Origin of the sequence: Brevibacillus sp. RS1.1 (genome assembly GCF_013284365.1) — a bacterium.
In the GTDB taxonomy this organism is placed as follows: domain Bacteria; phylum Bacillota; class Bacilli; order Brevibacillales; family Brevibacillaceae; genus Brevibacillus; species Brevibacillus brevis_D.
Genome location: NZ_JABSVA010000001.1, coordinates 479,038 through 500,661 on the forward strand (window position 1 = coordinate 479,038; position 21,624 = coordinate 500,661).

A 21,624-nucleotide genomic window follows, 5' to 3' on the forward strand; every position below is an offset into this window, starting at 1 on the left:
TGACCTACACCTCAACTTTGGATACGAGTTCACCGTGGAGTGTCCACGTTTTCGCATCCGTAATTTTTATGTGCACATACTGTCCGATTAAAGATTTGTCGCCGGTGAAATGGACAAGCTTGTTCGTACGCGTACGTCCCGCAAGCACTTCCGCATTCGTCCTCGATTCGCCTTCCACGAGTACCTCGACAACCTGATCCTGCAGTTTTTTGTTCTGCTCCAGAGCGATGCCAGCCAGCACTTCATTGAGTCGATACAAGCGTGCTTTTTTCACTTCCATCGGAACGTTGTCTTCCATGACAGCAGCCGGTGTACCTTCACGTGGGGAGTAAATGAAGGTATAGGCAAAATCATACTTGACCTCTTCCACCATCGAAATCGTATCTTCAAACTGCTCATCGGTCTCGCCTGGGAAGCCAACAATAATATCGGTGGAAAGCGAGACATTCGGGATCGCGTCCTTGATTTTGCGAACGAGCTCCAGATAATGCTCACGCGAGTATTTACGTGCCATCCGCTTGAGTACTTCTGTCGATCCGGATTGGACAGGCAAATGGATTTGCTCCACCAGGTTGCCGCCCTTTGCCAGCACCTCAATCAAATGGTCATCAAAATCGCGCGGGTGACTTGTCGTGAAACGCACACGTGGGATATCAATCTTGCGGATCTCGTCCATCAGGTCTCCAAAACCGTACTTGATATCCTCAAAATCTTTACCGTACGCATTGACGTTTTGTCCAAGAAGCATGATTTCTTTAAAGCCTTGGCGAGCGAGATCACGCACTTCCGCGATGACATCTTCCGGGCGTCGACTGCGTTCTTTTCCGCGGGTATACGGCACGATACAGTACGTACAGAACTTGTCACAGCCGTACATGATGTTAACCCAGCCCTTGGTGTTTCCTTCGCGGAGCTTCGGCATATTTTCGACGATATCGCCTTCTTTGGACCAAACCTCAATCACCATTTCTTTGCTGAACATCGCATCGCGCAACAGTTCTGGCAATCGGTGAATATTGTGCGTTCCAAAAATCAAGTCGACCTGCTGGTAGCTTTTCAGGATTTTCTTGACGACTTTCTCTTCTTGGGACATACAGCCGCAAACACCGAGGATCAGATTTGGATTGTTATTCTTGAGCCGCTTCATGTGGCCAAGCTCCCCAAATACTTTATCCTCTGCATTTTCGCGGATCGCACAGGTGTTAAATAGAATGACATCCGCATCTTCGACAGAATCAGACGAGGTATAACCCATTGCCTGCAAAATACCAGAAATCGTCTCCGAATCATGCTCGTTCATTTGGCAGCCATACGTACGAACGTGATAGCGCTTTCCTTTTCCGATGTTCTGCATGTCTTCTGGTATATGAAAATCGTAATGGACTAAAATCTCTTCCTTACCGCGCGTTTTCGCATCTTTCAGAGAGGGGGCCTGGAAGTATTTCGCATAGTCTTCCATCTTCTTTGGAGACTTAACGGATTTTAAGTCCACAGTCGCCTCTTTTGTTTCCTTCATCATATATCACCTCAGCTATAATCATCTACATAAGTAACCAATAAAGAATTATATCATTTTGGGTGATACAAAAGCCAATGCATAATAACCATTATGAGGCAAAATATGTACGAAACGGCGAAAGTCTGATAGACAACGTCTTTCCAAACATACCCATCTTGGTCCTGCATGCCCTTACCATTGGTACATACTCCTCCTTACCTGCCAATTTTTTTGAAACTCCTCCTTTTTTCCTATTTTCACCATAATATTTTTTTCCCCTGCAACAATACAAGCCCACTCGACGTCTGAATAGCAGTCAACAAAAACTACATTGCCATTTTGAGGAGGTTAATATGAAAAGAGCACTAGCCGTATTTTTGTCGGTGTTGATGTTCTTAACGATTATCCCGGTCGTCGGTGCCGCTTCCACCCCTTCGTTCTCTGACGTTCCGCGTAGCCATTGGGCATACAAGGAAATTACGGAGATGGCGGCAAAAGGGATCATCAAAGGGTACGACAATCGAACATTTAGACCGAACAATGAGGTAACCCGCGCCGAATTTGCCAAAATTATGATCGCAGCAGCAGATGTAGATATAAACAAACGCTACGTCGAGCAAACCTTTAAAGATGTCCCTCGTCATCACTGGGCATTTTTGTATGTGGAGCACGCCAAGCCTTACTTGACTGGTTACAAATCCGGCTCTACCTACACGTATAAGCCAGATAAAGCGGCAGTACGTGAAGATATTGCTGTCGCATTGGTACGCCTATTGGGCTACGATCAAAAGTACAAAGCCGACTTGGATCAATTGAAAAAGTTCCGTGATTACGACGATATTTCGTCCGCTCTGCGTCCGTATATTGCGATTGCGATCCAAACCGATCTGATGAAAGGATACAATGGCAATTTCCGTCCACAAGATCCGATTACTCGTGCGGAAGCTGCTTCTCTGCTCTATCGTGCTATTTTGGATCGTGGCGATGATGAAAGCAAAATTGTATTCCCTACCCCTGGTCAACCGCAGCCTCAGCCAGAACCAGAGAAAATCAATATCAGCGATTCCTTCTCTGATACCAAATTGAAAAACTGGGATACTGACAAAGCGATCGGTAACTGGGAGGTCGCTAGCAAACAAGTGACTGCTGAATCCGATGATGATGATCTGGATCATTACCTTCTGCCACTTCGCTGGAATGAATCTGACAACGTCAAGAATTATGAATTGAGCGTCGATGTGAATGTGGTTGGCAGTGAAGGTTTAGGCGGTCTGTACTTCAACGGCAAAGATGGAAAAGCCAATGTCGTTTTCATCCAAAAAGATCGCGTTGTTTTAGGAAAAGTAAATGATGTGGAAGACGACGATATCGACATCATCTCATCCAGCACCTACAAGCTGAAATCAAGCAATCGCTTGAAGGTAGCTGTCACTGACAATACCGTTTCCATTTACTTGAACGATCAATACTTGTTCGGTCAACAATATGTGAAACAAGAAGGCAAAAAACTCGGTCTGTATCTGCAAGAAGAAGCGACAAAAGGCGCTCCTCGCAAAACGACTTACCTGGACAATTTCACCTTTAAAGAGACGAAATAAAGACCCATATCCCACCCGACAAGCTATCTTGGCCTGTCGGGTATTTTTCACTCCACACGACATGCATGTTCTACCAAATGGAAAAAAGATAGCGAAAACGTAGAACTAAACGCATTTCAGATGTTATAATGGTAGCTATTCTTGTCCTGTGAAGGAGCCTTCCTATGTCTTTTTCTGTTAATCAACCGTTTCGCTGGATGGACTCCGGTACCTACCAGGATAGTCCACTTGAGCCTTTAATTCGTGATGAAGCGTTGGCAGCCAGTATGCAATCTGAATCAGCAACACCTGTCATTCATCTCTGGGTGTACGATCAGGCGCTGTATCTCGGCCGCAGAGACGCCAAGCTTCCACATCTCCAGCAAGCCTTGCATCAGTTCGGTCAAGATGGCTTTGGTTGTGTTCTTCGCTCGTCTGGAGGAGCTTGTGTTCCGCTTGATGCTGGCGTACTCAATATGGCTTGTTTATTGCCTGACACTTCGATTTCCATTGACTCCTTCTTCTCGTTTGTTGCCCAGCTTCTTGATGTGGGCCTGCGCGATTACGGAAGGCTGGAATTTGGAGAAGTGACGGGTTCCTACTGTGCAGGGGAATACGATTTTTCCATTCACGGTAAAAAAATCGGAGGTATGGCACAAAGACGCACGCGACACGGCTCTATTTTGCAATTATGCATTAACGTCGACGATCGTCCACGAGGCGAATGGATGGAGCACTTTTACCGTCTCGCCGGCTTGGATGAAATGCAAAGCCATAAGCCAATTCCTTCCATCGATGCTTCTACCGTTGGCAGCATTGCGAGTTTGACTGGAAAATTGGCCACAATGGATGATGTAAAAGAACGTCTATTGGAGACAATCCGTTCTGAGTGGGCTGTATCACCTACCCCCTTTTATGTGCAAAATGAGTTAGTGACAGAGTCGAGGCATCATTTGTCGCAGCGATTACACTTATTTTCTTATACCGCAAAAGAACTGGCCGCACCTGACTGGCACTTACCCGAATAACGGGCGTTGTACTTGTTTTTGATTCTCCAGGTGCTGCCGGTAAAATTCTGGAGGAATTATGAATAGCAATCGAAAGGGGACGTTTCAGGATCTGAATGCCCTTTTTGTTTTTGGGGCTCTTACTGTCTTGATGATTCACATCCTCAGTTTTTTCCTGGCCAATGAGAAGACGTATCCGTGGAATAGTGATTTGCAAGCCGTTCTAATTATCTTATTAAAATTCGGTCGCTCTTTGTTTATATTTGCAACTGGAATGCTACTGTTTTACTGGTATCAAAATCGACAATTGGATTGGCGTGCTTTCTGGAAAAAACGCTGGCGCGCTGTTATATTGCCTTACGTAATTTGGACGGCCATCTTCACCTATTTTAAACATCAAACCTTTGACCCAGCCGTGCTGGTAGGACCGTTTTTCGATAGTCTGTTTACGGGTAGCTCTTTCTACCACTTGTACTACATTCCGGTTTACTTGCAATTGTGCTTGTTGTTTTGCCTGATTAAACCGTGGATGGAACGGTACTTGAATTTCCGGTGGATCATCGTCCTATTTATTGGACAAGCTGGTCTGTACCTTCTCTACCACAATTTGTTCATTACGCCGTTATGGGCCATTGATTGGGCTGCAAACCCATTTCTGTCCCTTGTGAAGCACACGTATGTTTACGGACAGCATTATGTTTTCATGTACGTGTTTACTTTTGCACTCGGCGCTTATGCCGGGATGAATGTGGATAAATGGCGGACATGGGTGAAACGTCTTCAAATACCTTCTATCGTTGTAATGGCAAGTGCAGGCGTTTGGATGGCTTACAGCTATCTTTCCGGCTCCAAAAGCTATTACGAGAGTATGAACATTTTCGAGCCGCTTTACTTGTTGTACACACTCTGTGTAATCGTCAGCTTTTACCCTGCATCCAGTTATTTCGGCAAGCTGCCTAAACTCGGTCCATGGCTTTCCCGTTTGGCCAAACAAAATATGGCCATCTATTTGGTTCATCCGTTGATCTTGTTCTTGATGCAGAGCTACGTCATTCATCGACTAGGCTGGTCGACGCCGTCAATGGTTCTCGGCATGTTCGTGATTACACCGCCACTTTGCATTTTCCTTTACGAGTTGACGACGATGTCCTTTTGGTTCAATCGAAAAAAACGGGTGGAAGCCAAGCCCATTTTCAAAAATCAAACGTATAAAGCGTAAGGGAGGAACTGGTTTCCTCTAAACTCCTAATGTAAAAAACAATTTGGGCTCGCATACTAGAGCTAGGGACGATTGTTCCACACCTCGATTACTTGCCTGGCGTAACTGCCGGGCTTTTTTCGTCTTTAGCCCCGACAAAGCCTTGGCGACGCCAAGTTTTCTAAATGTAGCCCTACCGTTTGTACCTCTCTTACGGTATCATAGAAGGGGACCACATGCAGTTCTTACTGCTATAGACGACAGAAAGAAAAGGTGGTGGATCTGAATGAATCAAGAGATCCCTTTGTTACATATTCCGATCAAAGATCTCATAATCGCGTCCACAAAGGTCGCACATGTGCAGCTAGGTAATTCGCTTGAGCACGCCCTGCTAGTCCTAATCAAGTCCGGCTATTCAGCCGTTCCTGTACTGGATCATCAGTATCGTTTGCATGGGTTAATCAGCACGAATATGATCATGAATAAGACTCTTGGTTTGGAGCGCTTCGAAACTGAGCGTATGTCCGAACATATTGTAGATGATGTGATGGATGCGAAGGTCCCTCGATTGCGTGACACCGATGAATTTTTGAAAGCATTAGAAGTGTCCATTAATCACCCTTTCGTCTGTATTGAAGACGAGGAGCACTATTTCCAAGGAATCTTGACTCGAAAATCGATTTTGGCTTTGGTATATCGTCACTTTCGCAATCTGCCCTTTCCATTGGCTGACCAACAACAGCCGGCAGAATCGTAAGTCAAGGCATACGAAAAGACGGGGCAATAAATGCCACCGTCTTTTTCACATTCTTCTGCCTGTCTTCTTTAGACCCATTGGCTTGGCGCAAGGAGTAGATGTTTCCGTTTCTTTTTTTCCGTGAGCAATGCCTGCGCATATTCCAGTGGATGACGGTACGTTTGTTTAAACATCTCCTTCTCCCCTGCTTTGAAAAACGAATAGCGTTGGTCACGCACATTGACTTCGATCAAATACGGATTGCCTCTCTCGTCAATTCCCATATCCATCCCTAAGTCTGCTAATGATGAAAAATGCCGACCGTACTGCTCCGCAATTTCCACCGCCGCTATGCCAACTCTTTCAATGACAGCTTGTTGTTGTTTCACCTCAGGAAAGATGGGTACCAAAGCTTCCGAAAACGGTACTGCTGTCCCTCCTCGAGAGAGATTACTCAGCTTGTTTTTCGTATTGGCGACCTTGGCAACCATCCCGCTCACAGTCCACTGCTTCTCTTTGTTTTTCTGCACCGAAACACGAATATCAAACGTTTTGCCTCCATAGCGGGCCAAAGGAATTCCTCGCTGGATCAAAAATCTTTTGTTACCAACCCAACGTCGCACCGTGGAGAAGATCTGCGAATGAGATAAGATCTGCCGTTTTTTCGATGCAATGAAATGATAATTGCCTCCATGCCGTTCAATACGTGCTACCCCAATTCCGACTGATCCAATCGAAGGCTTGACGTACACCACCTGGTACTTATTTAAAAACTGACGCAACTGCTCCATGGAATAAGGCACTGTATGCGGCAGATAGCTGCGAATTTGTTCATTTTTCCAGAGCATCTGGTGTACTTTCCGCTTATCCCGTACAACCAAGCCATTGAACACCGTTTTCTTTTGGCTCAATCTTCGAATCACATTCCGCGCTTTTGCATCCCCTGTCAAAACACGATTGTGGATGACTCGCGGGACTGAAACCAGTTGTGAGACGAGTCGGTTTCCGTTCCAAAAATATCCTTTGACTCTTTCATCTCCTGGCTTCACATGCCGCGGATGAAAAAAAACTGGCTCCAACCCAAGCTCTTTACCGATTTCGACATAATAAGGTATACGCTCATATGACTTGATGCCTTGAATTCCTTTCACCATAAGGGCCCAATCCAACATTATTCCGATTCTGTCCACACAGATCCCCCTTGCCACATTGCTCTACATAGGGTATGTGCCAGAAAGGCCAAGAGCGTGCCTATTTTTGTACACCTCTTTCGCAACCTGACAAAATCATTGCTTTCTCATAAGAATGATGTCGGATGCTGCGCTTGCCCGGGAAAGGATCGCGTTTCGTTTTTTTATTGTCCCCTGCGCTCGATGGCTAGTAAAAATGGGGCTTGGTTTTGCTGATTGATATATTGGTATTTTAAAACCAAATAATCCAATTGACTTAGCTCATGGCAAAATGCTTCCACTGCCTCTTTTTCCGTCTCTCCCGCCGGATGCCCCCAATAAATCATGACTGTCATGATTCCACCTGGTCTGAGCACCCTCAATCCTGATTGAATCGCCTGAATGGTACTGCTCGCTTGAGTTGTAATTTCCTTGTCTCCACCCGGCAAATAGCCCAAATTAAACATGATGGCCGCGGCACGAATCTCCAGCTTGTCAATTTCCTCATGACTGGCGAGCTTCATTTCTACCCTGTTCGCCAGACCTTCTCTCTCGAGTCTCTCGCGCGTTTTCTCAATCGCCTGCGGCTGGATATCGAAGGCGATTACCTTCCCCTCTTCTTGCACCAATTGCGCAAGAAATAAGGTGTCATTTCCATTCCCCATTGTAGCGTCTACAACCGTTTCCCCTACTTGTACCCGTTCACGGATTAATTTGCGTGCGACTTCTAATACATTTGGAAACACAGTCAGCTCTCCTCTCTATGTACACAAACAACGTTATAAATCGATTTGCAGACCAATGCGCGCTGCATAAACTGGACCTTCGACAAAGGCATTGGCCTCCGCAATTACTTGGGACTCCTCATAGCCGTAAAACAAATGTGTGACTAATAAAGAACGGCAGGATAGGGATTGCGCCAATTCCGCCGCTTGGCGAACAGAAAGGTGTCCATTTGGCTTCGCTGGTACATTGTAATCTAGATAGGTCCCCTCGCAAATAAACAAATCCGCTTGACTTGCAAAGCCCTCCCAGGCTGTACCTGGTCCACTGTCCGCTCCGTATACAAGGACACGTCCGTTGGCTTCCAAACGCATGGCGTAGCAAGGATCTCCGTCTCCATGATCTGTCCGTAAAAAAGTGATTGCAACGTCCCCAATGGTAACAGACGTTTCTTCGGTGATTGGGGTAAATGTGGTCGCCTTTCGATACACCAATGTCTCGGCATTGGCCACAGGCAGTGCAGGAGCGTAGATCGGAAGCGGCTTGTCAGCAGGTCTTTGGCCAAATAACTGATGAACCATCAAACCGTACTGCATCACTCCTACATCCGCAACATGATCATGATGATAGTGAGATAAGAGCATAGCATCCAGCTCAAAAATAGGTAAATGCTTGCCTAACTGCGCAAGAACACCGCTGCCGCAGTCTAGAAGAATTTTGACACGGTCTGTCTCAATCAGGTAACCCGGAGTAGCACCACCTGGGCCAGGATAAGGAGATTGATAGCCTAACACAGTAACGCGCATATTCGGTTCACTCCCTCTCATAGGATGGAATAAGGTGGGACAGGAGGTCTGAGATGCAAGGAACATGGAGAGCCGCATGGCAGATCGCTTTTACGTATATTGGGACAGTCGTAGGAGCTGGTTTTGCCTCAGGCAAAGAAATTGTAGAGTTCTTTGTTCAATATGGAACACAAGGCTTAGTTGGCATCATTCTGGCGACGATGCTGTTTATTTGGGCAGGTATCCGCGTCATGCTGATTGCCTATCGGATTCAGGCCGATTCCTATCAAGAAGTCAGCACCTATTTATTTGGGCATCCGTTTGGCACTGTATTTAATACCTTGCTTCTAACCGTATTGCTAGGCACTACCTCCGTCATGCTCGCTGCTACCGGTGCGATTTTTTGGGAGTCATTTCGATTATCTCCCCAAATCGGTATTTGGTTTAGCATGATCTTGATTTTTTTCGTGACGAAAAAAGGGCTATTTGCCATCCATCACGTGAACAGTGTTTTTGTTCCGATGCTCATTTGTTTTACTGTACTTGTCTTTTTTTATACGAAGCCATGGTTAGATACGAGTGTCGTCGTTGAATCGTTACGGCCTTGGGCGTGGCTTAGCTCTCCCTTTTATTATGTTGCCTTAAATGTCACACTAACACAAGCGGTTTTGATTCCGATGGGCAGACAGAGTCCCAGCGAGAAACCTCTTCTCCTAGGGGGAATCATAGGAGGGCTGGGAATAGGCCTTTTGCTCTTGCTCGCTTACGCTTCCCTATCTGTAAAAATGCCGGGAATCCATCACGCGGAAATGCCCATGATCGCTGTGCTGCAAGGCTTGGGACCAACGATTCCCTTTTTGTTCTCCCTATTGGTATATGCCGAAATTTTCTCCACTCTTGTGGCAAACGTATTTGGTCTAGCCCAACAGATTAGACAAGTTATCCCCCTTCGAGGTCCGACAATTTTACTCGGGATTTTGCTCATTTGCTATTTGATCAGTTTTATCGGGTTTAGCTCACTTCTCCGTTACCTGTATCCACTCTTTGGTCAACTGGTCGTCTTTTTCCTTGTCATGCTCGTGTACAGGCATTGGCGGGATCGCGTGTAATAAAAAAACCTCTCCCGTTAAGGAGAGGTTTTTCACTCTATCAAACTTAAGCAAATTCTTTAACCAATTTTTCGAAGTCTTCTTCAGACAAACGAATGTCTTGGTTAACCAAACCTTCTTCTTTGAAGCCATTTACGAGAGCTTCATAAGGTTTTTGCTCAGTGTTTTGGTAGATCAGACCTGTAATCAGGCCTTTGTATTGCATGGAAGTAGACATTGCTTTGATACGGTCATGTGCATCGTATCCTTCGATCGTTTCTACTGGTACGATGTTCTCTTTGAACCAGTCGTACGTATTTACCTTGTTGTACGTTACACAAGGGCTGAATACGTTGATCAAGGAGAAGCCTTCGTGTTGGATACCTTTTTCGATCAGTTCAGTCAAGCCCTTCAGATCGCTGGAGAAGGATTGAGCAACAAAAGTCGCACCTACAGACAGCGCCAGTTCCACTGGGGAAATGGAGGACTCGATGGAACCTGCCGGTGTAGACTTGGTCACGAAACCAGTCGCGGAACGCGGAGAGGTTTGACCTTTTGTCAGACCGTAGATTTGGTTATCCATTACGATGTACGTAACGTTCATGTTACGACGGATAGCGTGTACAGTATGACCCATACCGATCGCGAAACCATCTCCGTCACCACCAGCAGCGATAACTGTCAGCTCGCGGTTCGCCATTTTCACACCTTGTGCGATTGGCAGGGAACGTCCATGAATACCGTGGAAACCATAGCAGTTGATGTAGCCGGAAATACGACCAGAGCAACCGATACCGGAAACAACCGCCAGATTTTCAGGTTCCAGGCCTACGTTTGCTGCGGCGCGTTGAATAGCCGCTTGGATGGAGAAGTCACCACAGCCTGGGCACCAGTTTGGCTTAACGTTATTTCGAAACTCTTTCATAGTCGCCATGTTTTACCAGCTCCTTCACTTCAGCATAGATTTCCTTCGGCAGGAATGGGTTACCGTCATATTTAAGCACGGATTCGATTTTTTCAGCGTTTCCAACGTGTTGTTTGAGCAAGCTTGTTACTTGTGCTTGAGCGTTGTGCTCAACAACAACAACTTTCTTCGCTTTATCTACGAGTGCTTTGATTTCTTCAGTTGGGAACGGATGCAGCAAACGGATTTGTGCATGGTTTACTTTGATTCCCTCTTGTTCCAGACGGCCTTTTGCTTCTTGAATTGTACCAATTGTAGAGTTGATACCCACAACCAGAACATCCGCATCAGCGTGAGGAGCATCTGCTGTTACAGCGCCTTTGAAGTTTTTCAGGACGCCTTCCATTTTGCGCATACGTTTATCCATTTGTTGAATACGGTTTGCAGCATTCTCAGATGGACGACCAGTTTGATCATGCTCAACACCAGTTACGTGGTGCAGACCGTATTTTTGACCAGGAATAACACGAGGAGAAACGCCGTCTTCTGTTACTTCATAACGTTTGAACAGGTCGTTTTGCTCTTTTTCTGGCAATTCTTGTCCAGCAAGCAGTTTTCCGCGACGGATTTCTACTTTGTTGTAGTCAAATGGAACAACGGTTTGTTTACCCAAGGACAGCGTCAAGTCTGTCATCAGGATTACAGGCAGTTGGTATTCTTCCGCAATGTTAAACGCTTCAACTGCATCGTAGAAGCACTCTTCTACTGTGCTTGGCGCGATAACTACTTTTGGAATATCACCATGTGTACCATAGATCATAGCATTCACATCGGATTGCTCGATTTTGGTAGGCATACCGGTAGATGGGCCACCACGCTGCGTGTTCACGATTACAACTGGTTGTTCCGTGATACCCGCCAGACCAATTGCTTCCATCATCAGGGACAGACCAGGACCTGCAGAAGCAGTCAAGGAACGAGCACCCGCGAAGTTAGCACCGATTGCCATCGTAATAGCAGCAATCTCGTCTTCTGTTTGGATAACCGTACCGCCCAATTTAGGCAGCTTTTTAATCAAGTATTCCATTACTTCGGAAGCAGGTGTGATCGGGTATGCTGGCATGAAACGGCAGCCTGCAGCTACAGCACCCAGAGCGATCGCATCGTTACCGATGAGGAACAGTTGTTTTTGTGGATCAGCCTTTTCCATTTGGAACTCAGGCAGTTGACCACCAGTCAATTCATTTACAAAATCAAAACCGCGGCGAATGGCATCCATGTTCTTTTCAACCACTTTTTCGCCCTTGCGGAGGAACATATCTTCAACGATGGGACGGAAGCTTTCCACTGCAATGCCGAGGATGGCACTGGACGCACCAATCGACACCATGTTTTTCATCAGGGAAGTTCCCAGCTCATCAGCGATTTCAGTCAGTGGTACAGTGAAGAAGCGAACTGGCTTCAAGCCGTCCGGCAACTTTGGATTAAATTTCGCATCCGCGATAATGATACCGCCTTCACGGAGCTCATGCGCATTGAAATCGATCGTTTCTTGGTCAAACGCTACGAGAATGTCCAGATCGTCAGAGATCGCACGCATAGGCGTTGTGCTCACGCGAATTTTATTGTTCGTGTGTCCACCCTTAATACGGGAAGAGAAGTGACGGTAGCTATACAGATGGTACCCCATCCGGTTCATCGCCATCGAGAAAATCTCACCAGTACTCTCGATGCCCTCCCCTTGCTGTCCTCCAACTTTCCAGGAAAGTTGACTAATCATTCAGATTCCACCCTTTCAGTGACTGTGAGAAAAGCTGCTATCACACCTTGAAAAGACTGATAAGATGTGACATTTCTGTGCATAGACAGTAACAATTGTAGTCCTGTCCATGTCAAATTGCAAGTGCTTTTACTCAACTTACTTTTGACCTGAATTTTAATGTTGAACTTGGTACATTAATATCCTCATGCTTTATTGTAGCACGTTTCCGAAAACACGCAACCAATTTCCTTGCACAAATTTCAATACTTCCGCCTCTTTATAACGTTTTAACAAAGCTTCTAGTAACTGGGAGTAATCTGCCGCGGATACCATGTCTCCAAACGTCTCGGTAATCCCATCGAAATCGGAACCAAAACCTACGTGGTCTACACCACCCAATGCGCAGATGTGATCCAAGTGGCGCAGCAGGTCATCGATCCAAACTGTGCGCTTCTCCGATACGGTAAAGAAGTCTACAAACGTCAAGCCGATCGCTCCATCTTTGGCGATTAACGCTCGAATTTGCTCGTCCGTCAAATTGCGAGAGTGATGGCATAGGCTTCTCACGTTCGAGTGCGAAGCGATCACTGGTGTTTTCGAGCATTCTAGTACATCCCAGAATCCTGGGTCGGCCAGATGCGAAACATCAATGATCATCCCCAGCCGATTCATTTCTTCTATGACTTCTCGTCCAAATGAAGTAAGTCCACCTGGATTCGGCTCCCCGTTTCCACTTGCTAGGGCATTGCCATGATTCCAGGTCAGTGTCATTCCTCGTACACCAAGCCGGGACCACGTACGTAGCTGAACGAGGCTCTCTTCTAATGCATGCGCGCCTTCTACAAACAGAATAGCCCCTTTCTGTCCCTTTAATACGCATTCAGCCAAATCTGCCTTTGTGAAAATAGGACGGAATTGTTCACTCGCCACCTTTTGATAAAAAATATCGATCATTTCTAGTACCGTATGAAAACGTCGTCCAAACGGCACCTGAGAAGGAACGAAGCAGGCAAGCACTTGTATGTCTACATTCCCTTTTTCAAGGGCGGTAAAACCAGCTTGCAAGAGCTTGTCTTCTTTATAAAAGTCCAGCTCGGGATTCTGCCACAGCTTGCATAATACATCGCTATGCGCATCAAAGATTTTCATATGGAAACGCTCCTTCTCTTCGATATCGTCGAAATTCATACTTCTGGACAAACGAAAAAACCTGTTCATTCTTCGAACAAACAGGCAGGTGAAGCATTTGCAGTTGTATCATCTGGGTTCTACGATTAATTTGATTGCAGTTCGCTCTTCTCCATCAATCACGATGTCGGTAAAGGCTGGAATACAAATGAGGTCAACTCCACTCGGCGCTACGAACCCTCGTGCGATTGCTACTGCTTTCACAGCTTGATTAAGCGCCCCAGCGCCAATGGCTTGGATCTCAGCCGCACCTCGTTCACGAAGAACTCCGGCAAGGGCACCAGCAACGGAATTGGGGTTAGACTTTGCTGAAACTTTTAATACTTCCATCCTTTTTGAACCTCCCGTCTGATAGGAATCCTGTCATCATTAGAATGATATTCGCATAACCCCTAAAAATTCCTGCTAACTTGCATGAAAGATTCAAAAAATTCTAATCTTATTCCCATTATTCCATAAACGGATGGTCAGAGTCAATTCTGATTCGTTCCATTTTTTTCGCATGCCCATTCGTTTTATCTAGGGTAATCAACACTGCATTCAACTGCGCAGGATCTGGTGCTACCTCAAATCGAACAGGGAGCTGCGTCAAAAACTTCTTAATGACAGCTTCGCGTTCCATCCCCAAAATGCCGTTACTTGGGCCACACATTCCTACATCACACAAAAAACCGGTTCCTTGAGGCAAAATACGTTCATCAGCGGTTTGCACATGGGTATGTGTCCCCACGACTGCCGTTACCTTTCCATCAAGGTACCATGACATTGCTTGCTTCTCCGATGTGGCTTCGGCATGAAAGTCTACAAAAATGAGCTTCGTGCGCTTCCGAGCTTGCTCTACTAGCTTGTCAGCCATTTGGAACGGACAGTCCAGCGGTGGCAAGAACGTACGCCCCATCAAATTAATGACGGCTAGTTCCCCTTCAGGTTGTTTGATATATGTAATCCCTTTTCCAGGTGCCCCTTCTGGGAAGTTCGCGGGTCTAATCATCCGCGGCTCATCATCAATAAAATCGAAAATTTCTCTTTGATCCCACGTATGATTCCCGAGCGTAATCGCGTGAACCCCCCACTCGAAAAGCTCCTTGGTAATTTTCTCTGTGATCCCGCGACCATGCGCAGCGTTCTCTCCATTCGCTACGATAAAGGTAGGGTTGTATTTTCGTTTCAGTAACGGCAGATATGTTTTCACGATCTCTCTGCCAGGCAAGCCCATAATATCTCCAATGAATAACAACTTCATTACCAAATCACCTCATTGCTAGTATACACAATTCCTCTGCTCATTAGAAAACTTGACTTCGTCACGCATTTGGTGTGCGATAAAAAAAGTAAAGTGGCACGCAGCCACTTTACTTTGCATACTCAACTGCCCGTGTTTCACGGATAACCGTTACTTTAATATGACCTGGGTAGTCAAGTTCATTTTCAATTCGTTTCGTGATATCCCGTGCCAGACGGGTAGCTTCCGCATCGTCAATCTTATCAGGTTGAACCATCACGCGAATTTCGCGTCCTGCTTGAATCGCATAAGACTTTTCTACGCCATCGAACGACTCAGAGATTTCTTCCAGTTTCTCCAAACGTCTGATATATGTTTCCAATGTCTCACGGCGTGCACCTGGGCGTGCGGCAGACAGAGCGTCAGCAGCTCCCACGAGCATAGCAATGACGGAAGTTGGTTCGGTATCACCGTGATGAGACGCAATGCTGTTCACTACAACGTGATGCTCATTGTACTTCTTAGCCAGTTCTACACCGATTTCAACGTGTGAACCTTCTACTTCATGGTCAATCGCTTTTCCGATATCATGCAGCAAACCTGCACGTTTGGCCAGCTTCACATCTTCTTTCAATTCCGCCGCCATTAAACCGGCGAGATGTGCCACTTCCATAGAGTGCTTCAGTACGTTTTGACCGTAGCTTGTACGATAACGCAAGCGTCCGAGAATCTTGATCAGATCTGGATGCAAGCCGTGAACGCCTGTTTCGAACGTTGCTTGCTCACCGTATTCACGGATTCGCTCGTCTACCTCGCGACGCGCTTTTTCCACCATTTCCTCGATGCGAGCTGGGTGAATGCGACCGTCTGCTACCAGTTTATCCAGCGCTGTCTTGGCGATCTCCCGACGAATCGGGTCGAAGCCAGACAGGATGACTGCTTCTGGAGTATCGTCAATAATCAGATCGATACCAGTCAACGTCTCCAGGGCACGAATGTTACGTCCTTCGCGTCCGATAATACGTCCCTTCATCTCATCATTTGGCAGTGTAACCACAGAAACGGTTGTTTCTGCTACGTGGTCCGCTGCACAACGTTGAATGGAGGTCGTAATGATCTCACGAGCACGCTTGTCCGCTTCTTCTTTGGCCTGAGTCTCAATCTCCTTGATCATCACAGCCATTTCGTGACGGACGGTATTCTCCACATCAGTGAGAATAATCGTCTTCGCCTCATCCTGCGTCAAGCCGGAGATTCGTTCTAGCTCTGATACTTGTTCTTTATATAAGTGCTCTACCTTGCTTTGCAGTTCTGCGATGGCACGGTCACGCTCAGACAATTCTTCTTCTTTGCGCTCCAACTGTTCCATCTTACGGTCCAACGATTCTTCTTTTTGTAGAATTCGTCGTTCCTGACGCTGGATCTCATTGCGTCTCTCACGCAATTCGGTTTCCGCTTCGGATCGAAGCTTGAACACTTCATCCTTTGCCTCCAGCACCTTCTCCTTCTTAACAGCTTCGGCGTCCCGTTTGGCTTCCTCCACGATCTGTCGTGCAGCTTCTTCTGCACTGGAGATCTTCGCTTCCGCAATCGATTTACGAGTGAAGTAGCCAGCACCCAAGCCGATCAGCAGGGCAACGAGCACAATGACAACAGTAATTATAGGATCCATAGGTTTTTCGTTTCACCTCCTTATTGTAAGACATCTCCCCGCTTTCCAAGCATTTGTTTTTCATGGAGTGCTCTCACATTTGAACATTCGGCTATAAAACAAGACCGATTTTACTCGGTCCGCTGAATCCGTACTACTTTCGCACGGTTTTTCAGTTGTTTCATAGGCATCGAGTGAGCAAATCACAAAAGTTATGATACACCAAGTAAATACAAACCTATTTTATTATTTGTGAACAAGAATTGTCAAGATCATGCAAATAGAGTTGACCCTAACTATCGCTTCTACGACGCAATTCTTCACGCATTTGTTGAATGATCGCATGGGAGAATCCCTTGCGCATCAGCATGGACAGCAGCTTGCGTTCTTCATCGGGGTTCGGTGCACCTTCTATGCGTCGCACCTTCTTCTCTATCAATGCGCGAGCAGCATCTAGTTCAGCCTGCCTAGACACGCCACGTACTGCGTCCTCTACAATCGCTCTGTCCACTCCACGCTGGGTAAGCTCCATACGCAGCATATACGGGCTTCTCGGCTTCAAACGCAATCGCTCGTCTACCCATTGCTTCGCAAATGCTTCATCATCGATGTAGCCATGTTCCATGCAGCGCTGACATATCTCTTCTGCAATCTGCGTAGAAAATCCCTTCTCTACCAAATAAGAATGCAGCTGACTGCTTGTCCGTGGGCGTATGCCGAGGTATCGCAAAGCTCCTAAATACGCTTTATGCTTTTCTTCTGCTATCAGGACTTCTCGGCAAAAAGCTTCGTCTAATTCTGTTCCCTTAAATAGGTTGTACTTTACCAGTATGTCTTCATGTACGGTAATGGCATACTCGCCTTCTACATCGATATGGTAGCGTTGCTTTTGTTTGATATCTCGATGAACGGCAGTGATCAGGCCGCTCTTCATGATGAGTCACTCCTTCGCAAAGCTAAAATAACAGCCTGTCTCATCGACAGGCTGCTCTTCAACTCTTCATTACTCCAGATCAAATGTAGGCTCTTCATCTTGCTCTGGGTCATGTTCTGCCTCTGCTTCTGGAACAGAACTAGGGTTCAGGCTGAAGTATTCGCGCACCTTTGTTTCAATCTGAGAGGCAATATGCGGATTTTCCTTCAAGAAGACTTTCGAATTCTCTCTACCTTGACCGAGTCGCTCCTCATTGAAGGAGTACCATGCGCCACTCTTTTGTACTACATCGATCTCGGAACCGATGTCGAGAATGCTACCTTCTCTGGAAATACCTTCGCCGTACATGATATCCACTTCTGCAACCTTGAACGGTGGTGCTACTTTATTTTTCACGACCTTGATCTTCGTCTTGCTTCCCAAAATATCGTTACCGACTTTGATAGATTCAGCTTTACGAACGTCCAAACGAACACTCGCGTAGAACTTCAAAGCGCGTCCACCTGGCGTTGTTTCCGGGTTACCGAACATAACTCCCACTTTTTCGCGAAGCTGGTTGATGAAGATCGCAATCGTCTTGGACTTATTGATGGCACCAGACAGCTTGCGGAGTGCTTGGGACATCAAGCGTGCTTGCAAACCTACGTGAGAATCTCCCATCTCGCCCTCGATCTCTGCTTTTGGCACGAGTGCCGCAACGGAGTCAACTACGATAATGTCTACTGCACCAGAACGTACCAGTGCTTCCGCGATCTCCAAAGCTTGCTCACCCGTATCTGGTTGGGACAACAGCAATTCGTCGATGTTCACACCCAGCTTTGCAGCGTAAACCGGATCCAAGGCATGCTCTGCATCGATAAACGCAGCCTGACCACCCTGTCTTTGCACTTCTGCGATCGCATGAAGCGCTACCGTTGTTTTACCAGAAGACTCTGGGCCGTAAATCTCAACAATCCGTCCACGTGGGAAACCACCCACACCAAGTGCGATATCTAGAGCAAGCGCACCGCTAGAAGCCGTAGAAATCTGGATGTTGGATACTTCCCCCAACTTCATAATGGAACCTTTACCGAACTGCTTTTCTATCTGACGCAATGCACTCTCCAAAGCTGCGCGACGATCTGACAAATGGTACACACCCTTTCAACTTTTCGCTTCTGTTTTGCTTGTCTTCATCATACCTCGAGACAGAAGTGTTTGCCAAGTATTTTTTACGAACAAATATTCGCATCACAAAAAAGCAGCCATTTCCTGGTTATTCCCAGCGAAATGACTGCTTCTCATTTCTATTGAATTAGGAACGCTTCGCTCCGCGAGGCTTTGCAGGCTCCAGATTGATTCGTTTTCCATTGATTCGGGTTTGACGCAGTGACTCATATACGAATGCCGCAACCTCTTCTGGAACCTCTACAAACGTGAAGCTCTCGAAAATGTCGATGCGACCTACTGATTTTCCTGGGATACCAACAGATTCAGAGATCTCTCGTACCAGATCCTGCGGCTTCATGTTCGCATTGCGACCTACGTTCAGGAAGAAGCGAACCATGCCTTTTGCTGCACCCGTCTCACCAAAGTTGTACGCTTCTGCTTCCTGCCCTTGTCCCGCTTCCGTATGGAATGCCAGGTGCAATGCAGCAGCTGCTACTTTTTCAGCCGGGTATTGACCTACGAGAGCATCCGCTACTTTTTGATACATATCCGCGATTGCATCGCTTTCCAAAAGGCTAGTCAACTGTTCACGCAATTGTTCTTGTTTGCGCTCAGCCACTTCCTCCAAAGAAGGAACATTGCGAGAGAGCACTTGTGCTTTTGTCTGCTTTTGGATAAACATCATTTGTCTTACTTCACGAGGCGTAACCAACGTCATCGCAATTCCTTTGCGACCTGCACGACCAGTACGGCCAATACGGTGTACGTAGCTCTCAGAGTCTTGTGGAATATCGTAGTTGATTACGTGAGAGACGTTTCCTACGTCGATACCACGTGCTGCTACATCCGTCGCGATCAGGAATTCAATCGATCCCTCACGGAACGCATTCATGACCTTGTCACGTTGTGCCTGGGACAAATCGCCATGCAAGCCGTCCGCAAGGTATCCGCGGGATTGCAGCACTTCGGACAACTCATCTACACCGCGCTTAGTACGGCAGAAAATGATACCCAGCTCGACATCCTCACTGTCCAAGATGCGGCAGAGGCTCTCCACTTTATTCCGGTCAAACACTTTGTAGTATACCTGTTCGATCAATGGCGCCGTTACTTCTTCACGGCTCACCGCAATCGTTTGCGGCTGTTTCATGTACCGGGTAGCCAAACGCTTGATTTCTGGCGGCATCGTCGCAGAGAACAGCAAGGTTTGACGCTCATCTGGCATATGATTGATGATTGTCTCGATATCTTCGATGAAGCCCATGTCCAGCATTTCATCCGCTTCATCCAAAACGAGTGTATGTACGTGATCCAGCTTCAATGTTTTGCGACGCAAGTGGTCCATGACACGGCCAGGAGTACCTACAACGATTTGTACACCTTGGCGCAGTGCACGAATTTGATGTCCGATCGATTGTCCACCATAGATTGGCAGCGTACGAACCTTGTTGTATTTGGAGATACGCAAGAGCTCTCCTGCTACCTGAATAGCCAACTCACGAGTCGGAGTCAACACGATCGCTTGTACACGATTGGCAGGCGTAATCTTTTCTACAAGTGGAATCCCGAAGGCAGCAGTCTTACCAGTCCCTGTCTGTGCTTGACCAATCAGGTCTCCGCCATCCAAAACTTTTGGAATGCAAGCTGCCTGAATCGGTGATGGCTCCTCGAAGCCCATATCGTGAATCGCTTGCAGAATAGATTTATGTAAAGGAAAATCAGAAAAAATCGTCATGAAAAAAATCACCTTTCTTTTTGCATTTGCAACGCATAAAACAACGCGTATTTAGCGGCACGCCCAACGATTGCATGCCTTCTTCCGGCAAGGTGCAGCTCTTTTACAACTGTGGGCATTCCTTCTGCCGCGATCCCCACGTAAACAAGGCCAACAGGCTTGCCATCGGAAGGATCGGGTCCAGCCACTCCCGTAACGGAAATCCCGTAAGTAGCTCCCAGCTTTTCTCGTACATGTTCAGCCAGCAATTGAGCTGTTTTTTCACTGACTGCCCCATCTGTTTGCAAAATGGAAGCAGGTACTTCGAGCAACTGTTTTTTCACTTCATTGGTGTAGCAGACTACCCCGCCACGAAACACTTGTGAGCTTCCTGGCACAGCGGTAATCAACGAGGCAATCGCTCCACCTGTACAGCTTTCTGCACAAGCAATTGTCTCATTTCTCTTTTTCAACTCAGAAACTAGCACATCATGCAGTGACGAGTTCTCCCCCATCCCGTACATGTACTGACCAACACGGCTGAGAATTTCTTTTTCTACAGGTAAAATCAAGGTTTCTCCTTCTTCGACTGTAGCAGCTCTTGCCGTAATTCGCAGTGTTACTTCGAATTCTTTGGCGTATGGAGCGATCGTTGGATTGTCCTGCTTTTCGATCAGATCAAGCAGTTTTTCCTCCAAAGCGGATTCGCCTATTCCGTAGAACCGGAGTACATGAGAATGAAACACTTGTTTATCGGGGAGCAAATCGGTCAAGTAAGGCATCACGTAATTCTCCACCATTGGATACATCTCACTAGGTGGTCCAGGCAATAGCACGAACGTACTACTGTCATGACGGATCGCCATCCCCGGCGCCATCCCGAAATCGTTGGAGAATACATGGCTGCCAGAAAGCACCAGCGCCTGCTTACGATTGTTCTCCGTCATGACAATCCCACGTTGCGAAAAGAATTTTTCAATTCTCTCCATGGCCTCTGAATTCGTTTCCAATTCAATGCCTACATGCCCCGCCACGGTTTCTTTCGTCAAATCATCTTGAGTCGGCCCTAGCCCACCCGTGAAAATGACGAGATCAGATCGTCCTGATGCCAATCGAATCACTTGTAGCAATCGCTCCGTGTTGTCTCCCACAACCGTATGAAAGTAAACTCCCACGCCAATTTCCGCCAGCTTCTGAGAAAGAAACTGTGCGTTGGTGTTAGCGATCTGGCCTAACAAAAGTTCGGTACCTACCGCGATAATCTCCGCTCTCATCTTCCTCATCCATTCTCTTTGAGAGTAGAAAAGCCTCTAAACTAA

19 protein-coding genes are annotated in these 21,624 nt (G+C 46.7%); 5 read left to right on the forward strand and 14 right to left on the reverse strand.

The window, feature by feature from the left end; translation table 11 throughout:
* Positions 1-4 precede the first annotated feature (4 nt).
* Entirely contained in the window at positions 5-1,516 is a 1,512-nt protein-coding gene (gene miaB, locus HP570_RS02045; RefSeq protein WP_173625123.1) for a tRNA (N6-isopentenyl adenosine(37)-C2)-methylthiotransferase MiaB, read from the reverse strand.
* A gap of 335 nt (positions 1,517-1,851) precedes the next feature.
* On the opposite strand from miaB, the gene HP570_RS02050 reads away from it, so the two are divergent.
* From HP570_RS02050 to cbpB, 4 genes are all read left to right on the forward strand, one after another.
* Positions 1,852-3,096, forward strand: coding sequence for an S-layer homology domain-containing protein (locus tag HP570_RS02050; protein ID WP_015891665.1), 1,245 nt, complete (start codon positions 1,852-1,854; stop codon positions 3,094-3,096).
* A 164-nt stretch (positions 3,097-3,260) separates the two neighbouring features.
* Positions 3,261-4,103, forward strand: coding sequence for a lipoate--protein ligase family protein (locus tag HP570_RS02055; protein ID WP_173624753.1), 843 nt, complete (start codon positions 3,261-3,263; stop codon positions 4,101-4,103).
* A 58-nt stretch (positions 4,104-4,161) separates the two neighbouring features.
* Positions 4,162-5,301, forward strand: coding sequence for an acyltransferase (locus tag HP570_RS02060; RefSeq protein WP_173624754.1), 1,140 nt, complete (start codon positions 4,162-4,164; stop codon positions 5,299-5,301).
* A gap of 265 nt (positions 5,302-5,566) precedes the next feature.
* Positions 5,567-6,037, forward strand: a complete 471-nt coding sequence (gene cbpB, locus HP570_RS02065; protein ID WP_015891668.1) for a cyclic-di-AMP-binding protein CbpB — start codon at positions 5,567-5,569, stop codon at positions 6,035-6,037.
* Between the two features lie 68 nt (positions 6,038-6,105).
* Here cbpB and HP570_RS02070 read toward each other — a convergent pair whose 3' ends face one another.
* From HP570_RS02070 to HP570_RS02080, 3 genes are all read right to left on the reverse strand, one after another.
* On the reverse strand, positions 6,106-7,206 hold the full coding sequence (locus HP570_RS02070) for a YheC/YheD family endospore coat-associated protein (protein WP_173624755.1): 1,101 nt from the start codon (positions 7,204-7,206) through the stop codon (positions 6,106-6,108).
* A gap of 164 nt (positions 7,207-7,370) precedes the next feature.
* Entirely contained in the window at positions 7,371-7,931 is a 561-nt protein-coding gene (mnmM, locus tag HP570_RS02075; protein WP_087346693.1) for a tRNA 5-(aminomethyl)-2-thiouridylate-methyltransferase MnmM, read from the reverse strand.
* Between the two features lie 33 nt (positions 7,932-7,964).
* On the reverse strand, positions 7,965-8,714 hold the full coding sequence (locus tag HP570_RS02080) for an MBL fold metallo-hydrolase (RefSeq protein WP_173624756.1): 750 nt from the start codon (positions 8,712-8,714) through the stop codon (positions 7,965-7,967).
* Positions 8,715-8,767: 53 nt separating this feature from the next.
* Between HP570_RS02080 and HP570_RS02085 the strand changes: the two genes are divergently transcribed.
* The gene (locus tag HP570_RS02085; RefSeq protein ID WP_173624757.1) at positions 8,768-9,802 is read left to right on the forward strand and encodes a YkvI family membrane protein; all 1,035 of its coding nucleotides are present in this window, start codon (positions 8,768-8,770) and stop codon (positions 9,800-9,802) included.
* Positions 9,803-9,848: 46 nt separating this feature from the next.
* Here the strand turns inward: HP570_RS02085 and HP570_RS02090 are convergent, their stop codons facing one another.
* The 10 genes from HP570_RS02090 to HP570_RS02135 form a co-directional block, all read right to left on the reverse strand.
* On the reverse strand, positions 9,849-10,715 hold the full coding sequence (locus HP570_RS02090; protein ID WP_015891673.1) for a 2-oxoacid:ferredoxin oxidoreductase subunit beta: 867 nt from the start codon (positions 10,713-10,715) through the stop codon (positions 9,849-9,851).
* A complete protein-coding gene (locus HP570_RS02095; RefSeq protein ID WP_015891674.1) occupies positions 10,687-12,465 on the reverse strand; it encodes a 2-oxoacid:acceptor oxidoreductase subunit alpha in 1,779 nt (592 codons plus the stop codon). The genes HP570_RS02090 and HP570_RS02095 overlap by 29 nt, the downstream gene beginning before the upstream one ends.
* A 192-nt stretch (positions 12,466-12,657) precedes the next feature.
* On the reverse strand, positions 12,658-13,596 hold the full coding sequence (locus HP570_RS02100; RefSeq protein ID WP_173624758.1) for a dipeptidase: 939 nt from the start codon (positions 13,594-13,596) through the stop codon (positions 12,658-12,660).
* 108 nt (positions 13,597-13,704) lie between these two features.
* Positions 13,705-13,965 carry a stage V sporulation protein SpoVS gene (spoVS, locus tag HP570_RS02105; RefSeq protein WP_003385776.1) on the reverse strand — a complete coding sequence of 87 codons (261 nt, stop codon included), beginning with the start codon at positions 13,963-13,965 and terminating at the stop codon, positions 13,705-13,707.
* 118 nt (positions 13,966-14,083) lie between these two features.
* Entirely contained in the window at positions 14,084-14,878 is a 795-nt protein-coding gene (locus HP570_RS02110; RefSeq protein ID WP_015891676.1) for a TIGR00282 family metallophosphoesterase, read from the reverse strand.
* Positions 14,879-14,987: 109 nt separating this feature from the next.
* On the reverse strand, positions 14,988-16,529 hold the full coding sequence (gene rny, locus HP570_RS02115; RefSeq protein WP_007719154.1) for a ribonuclease Y: 1,542 nt from the start codon (positions 16,527-16,529) through the stop codon (positions 14,988-14,990).
* Between the two features lie 271 nt (positions 16,530-16,800).
* Positions 16,801-17,442: a RecX family transcriptional regulator gene (locus HP570_RS02120; RefSeq protein WP_015891677.1), complete on the reverse strand. Its 642-nt coding sequence runs from the start codon at positions 17,440-17,442 to the stop codon at positions 16,801-16,803.
* A 69-nt stretch (positions 17,443-17,511) separates the two neighbouring features.
* Entirely contained in the window at positions 17,512-18,570 is a 1,059-nt protein-coding gene (recA, locus tag HP570_RS02125; RefSeq protein WP_015891678.1) for a recombinase RecA, read from the reverse strand.
* Positions 18,571-18,736: 166 nt separating this feature from the next.
* Positions 18,737-20,326 (reverse strand): DEAD/DEAH box helicase, encoded by a 1,590-nt coding sequence (locus HP570_RS02130; RefSeq protein WP_015891679.1) that lies wholly within the window; start codon positions 20,324-20,326, stop codon positions 18,737-18,739.
* A gap of 8 nt (positions 20,327-20,334) precedes the next feature.
* Complete coding sequence (locus tag HP570_RS02135) at positions 20,335-21,579, reverse strand: competence/damage-inducible protein A (RefSeq protein WP_173624759.1); 1,245 nt, start codon at positions 21,577-21,579, stop codon at positions 20,335-20,337.
* Between the last annotated feature and the right edge of the window lie 45 nt (positions 21,580-21,624).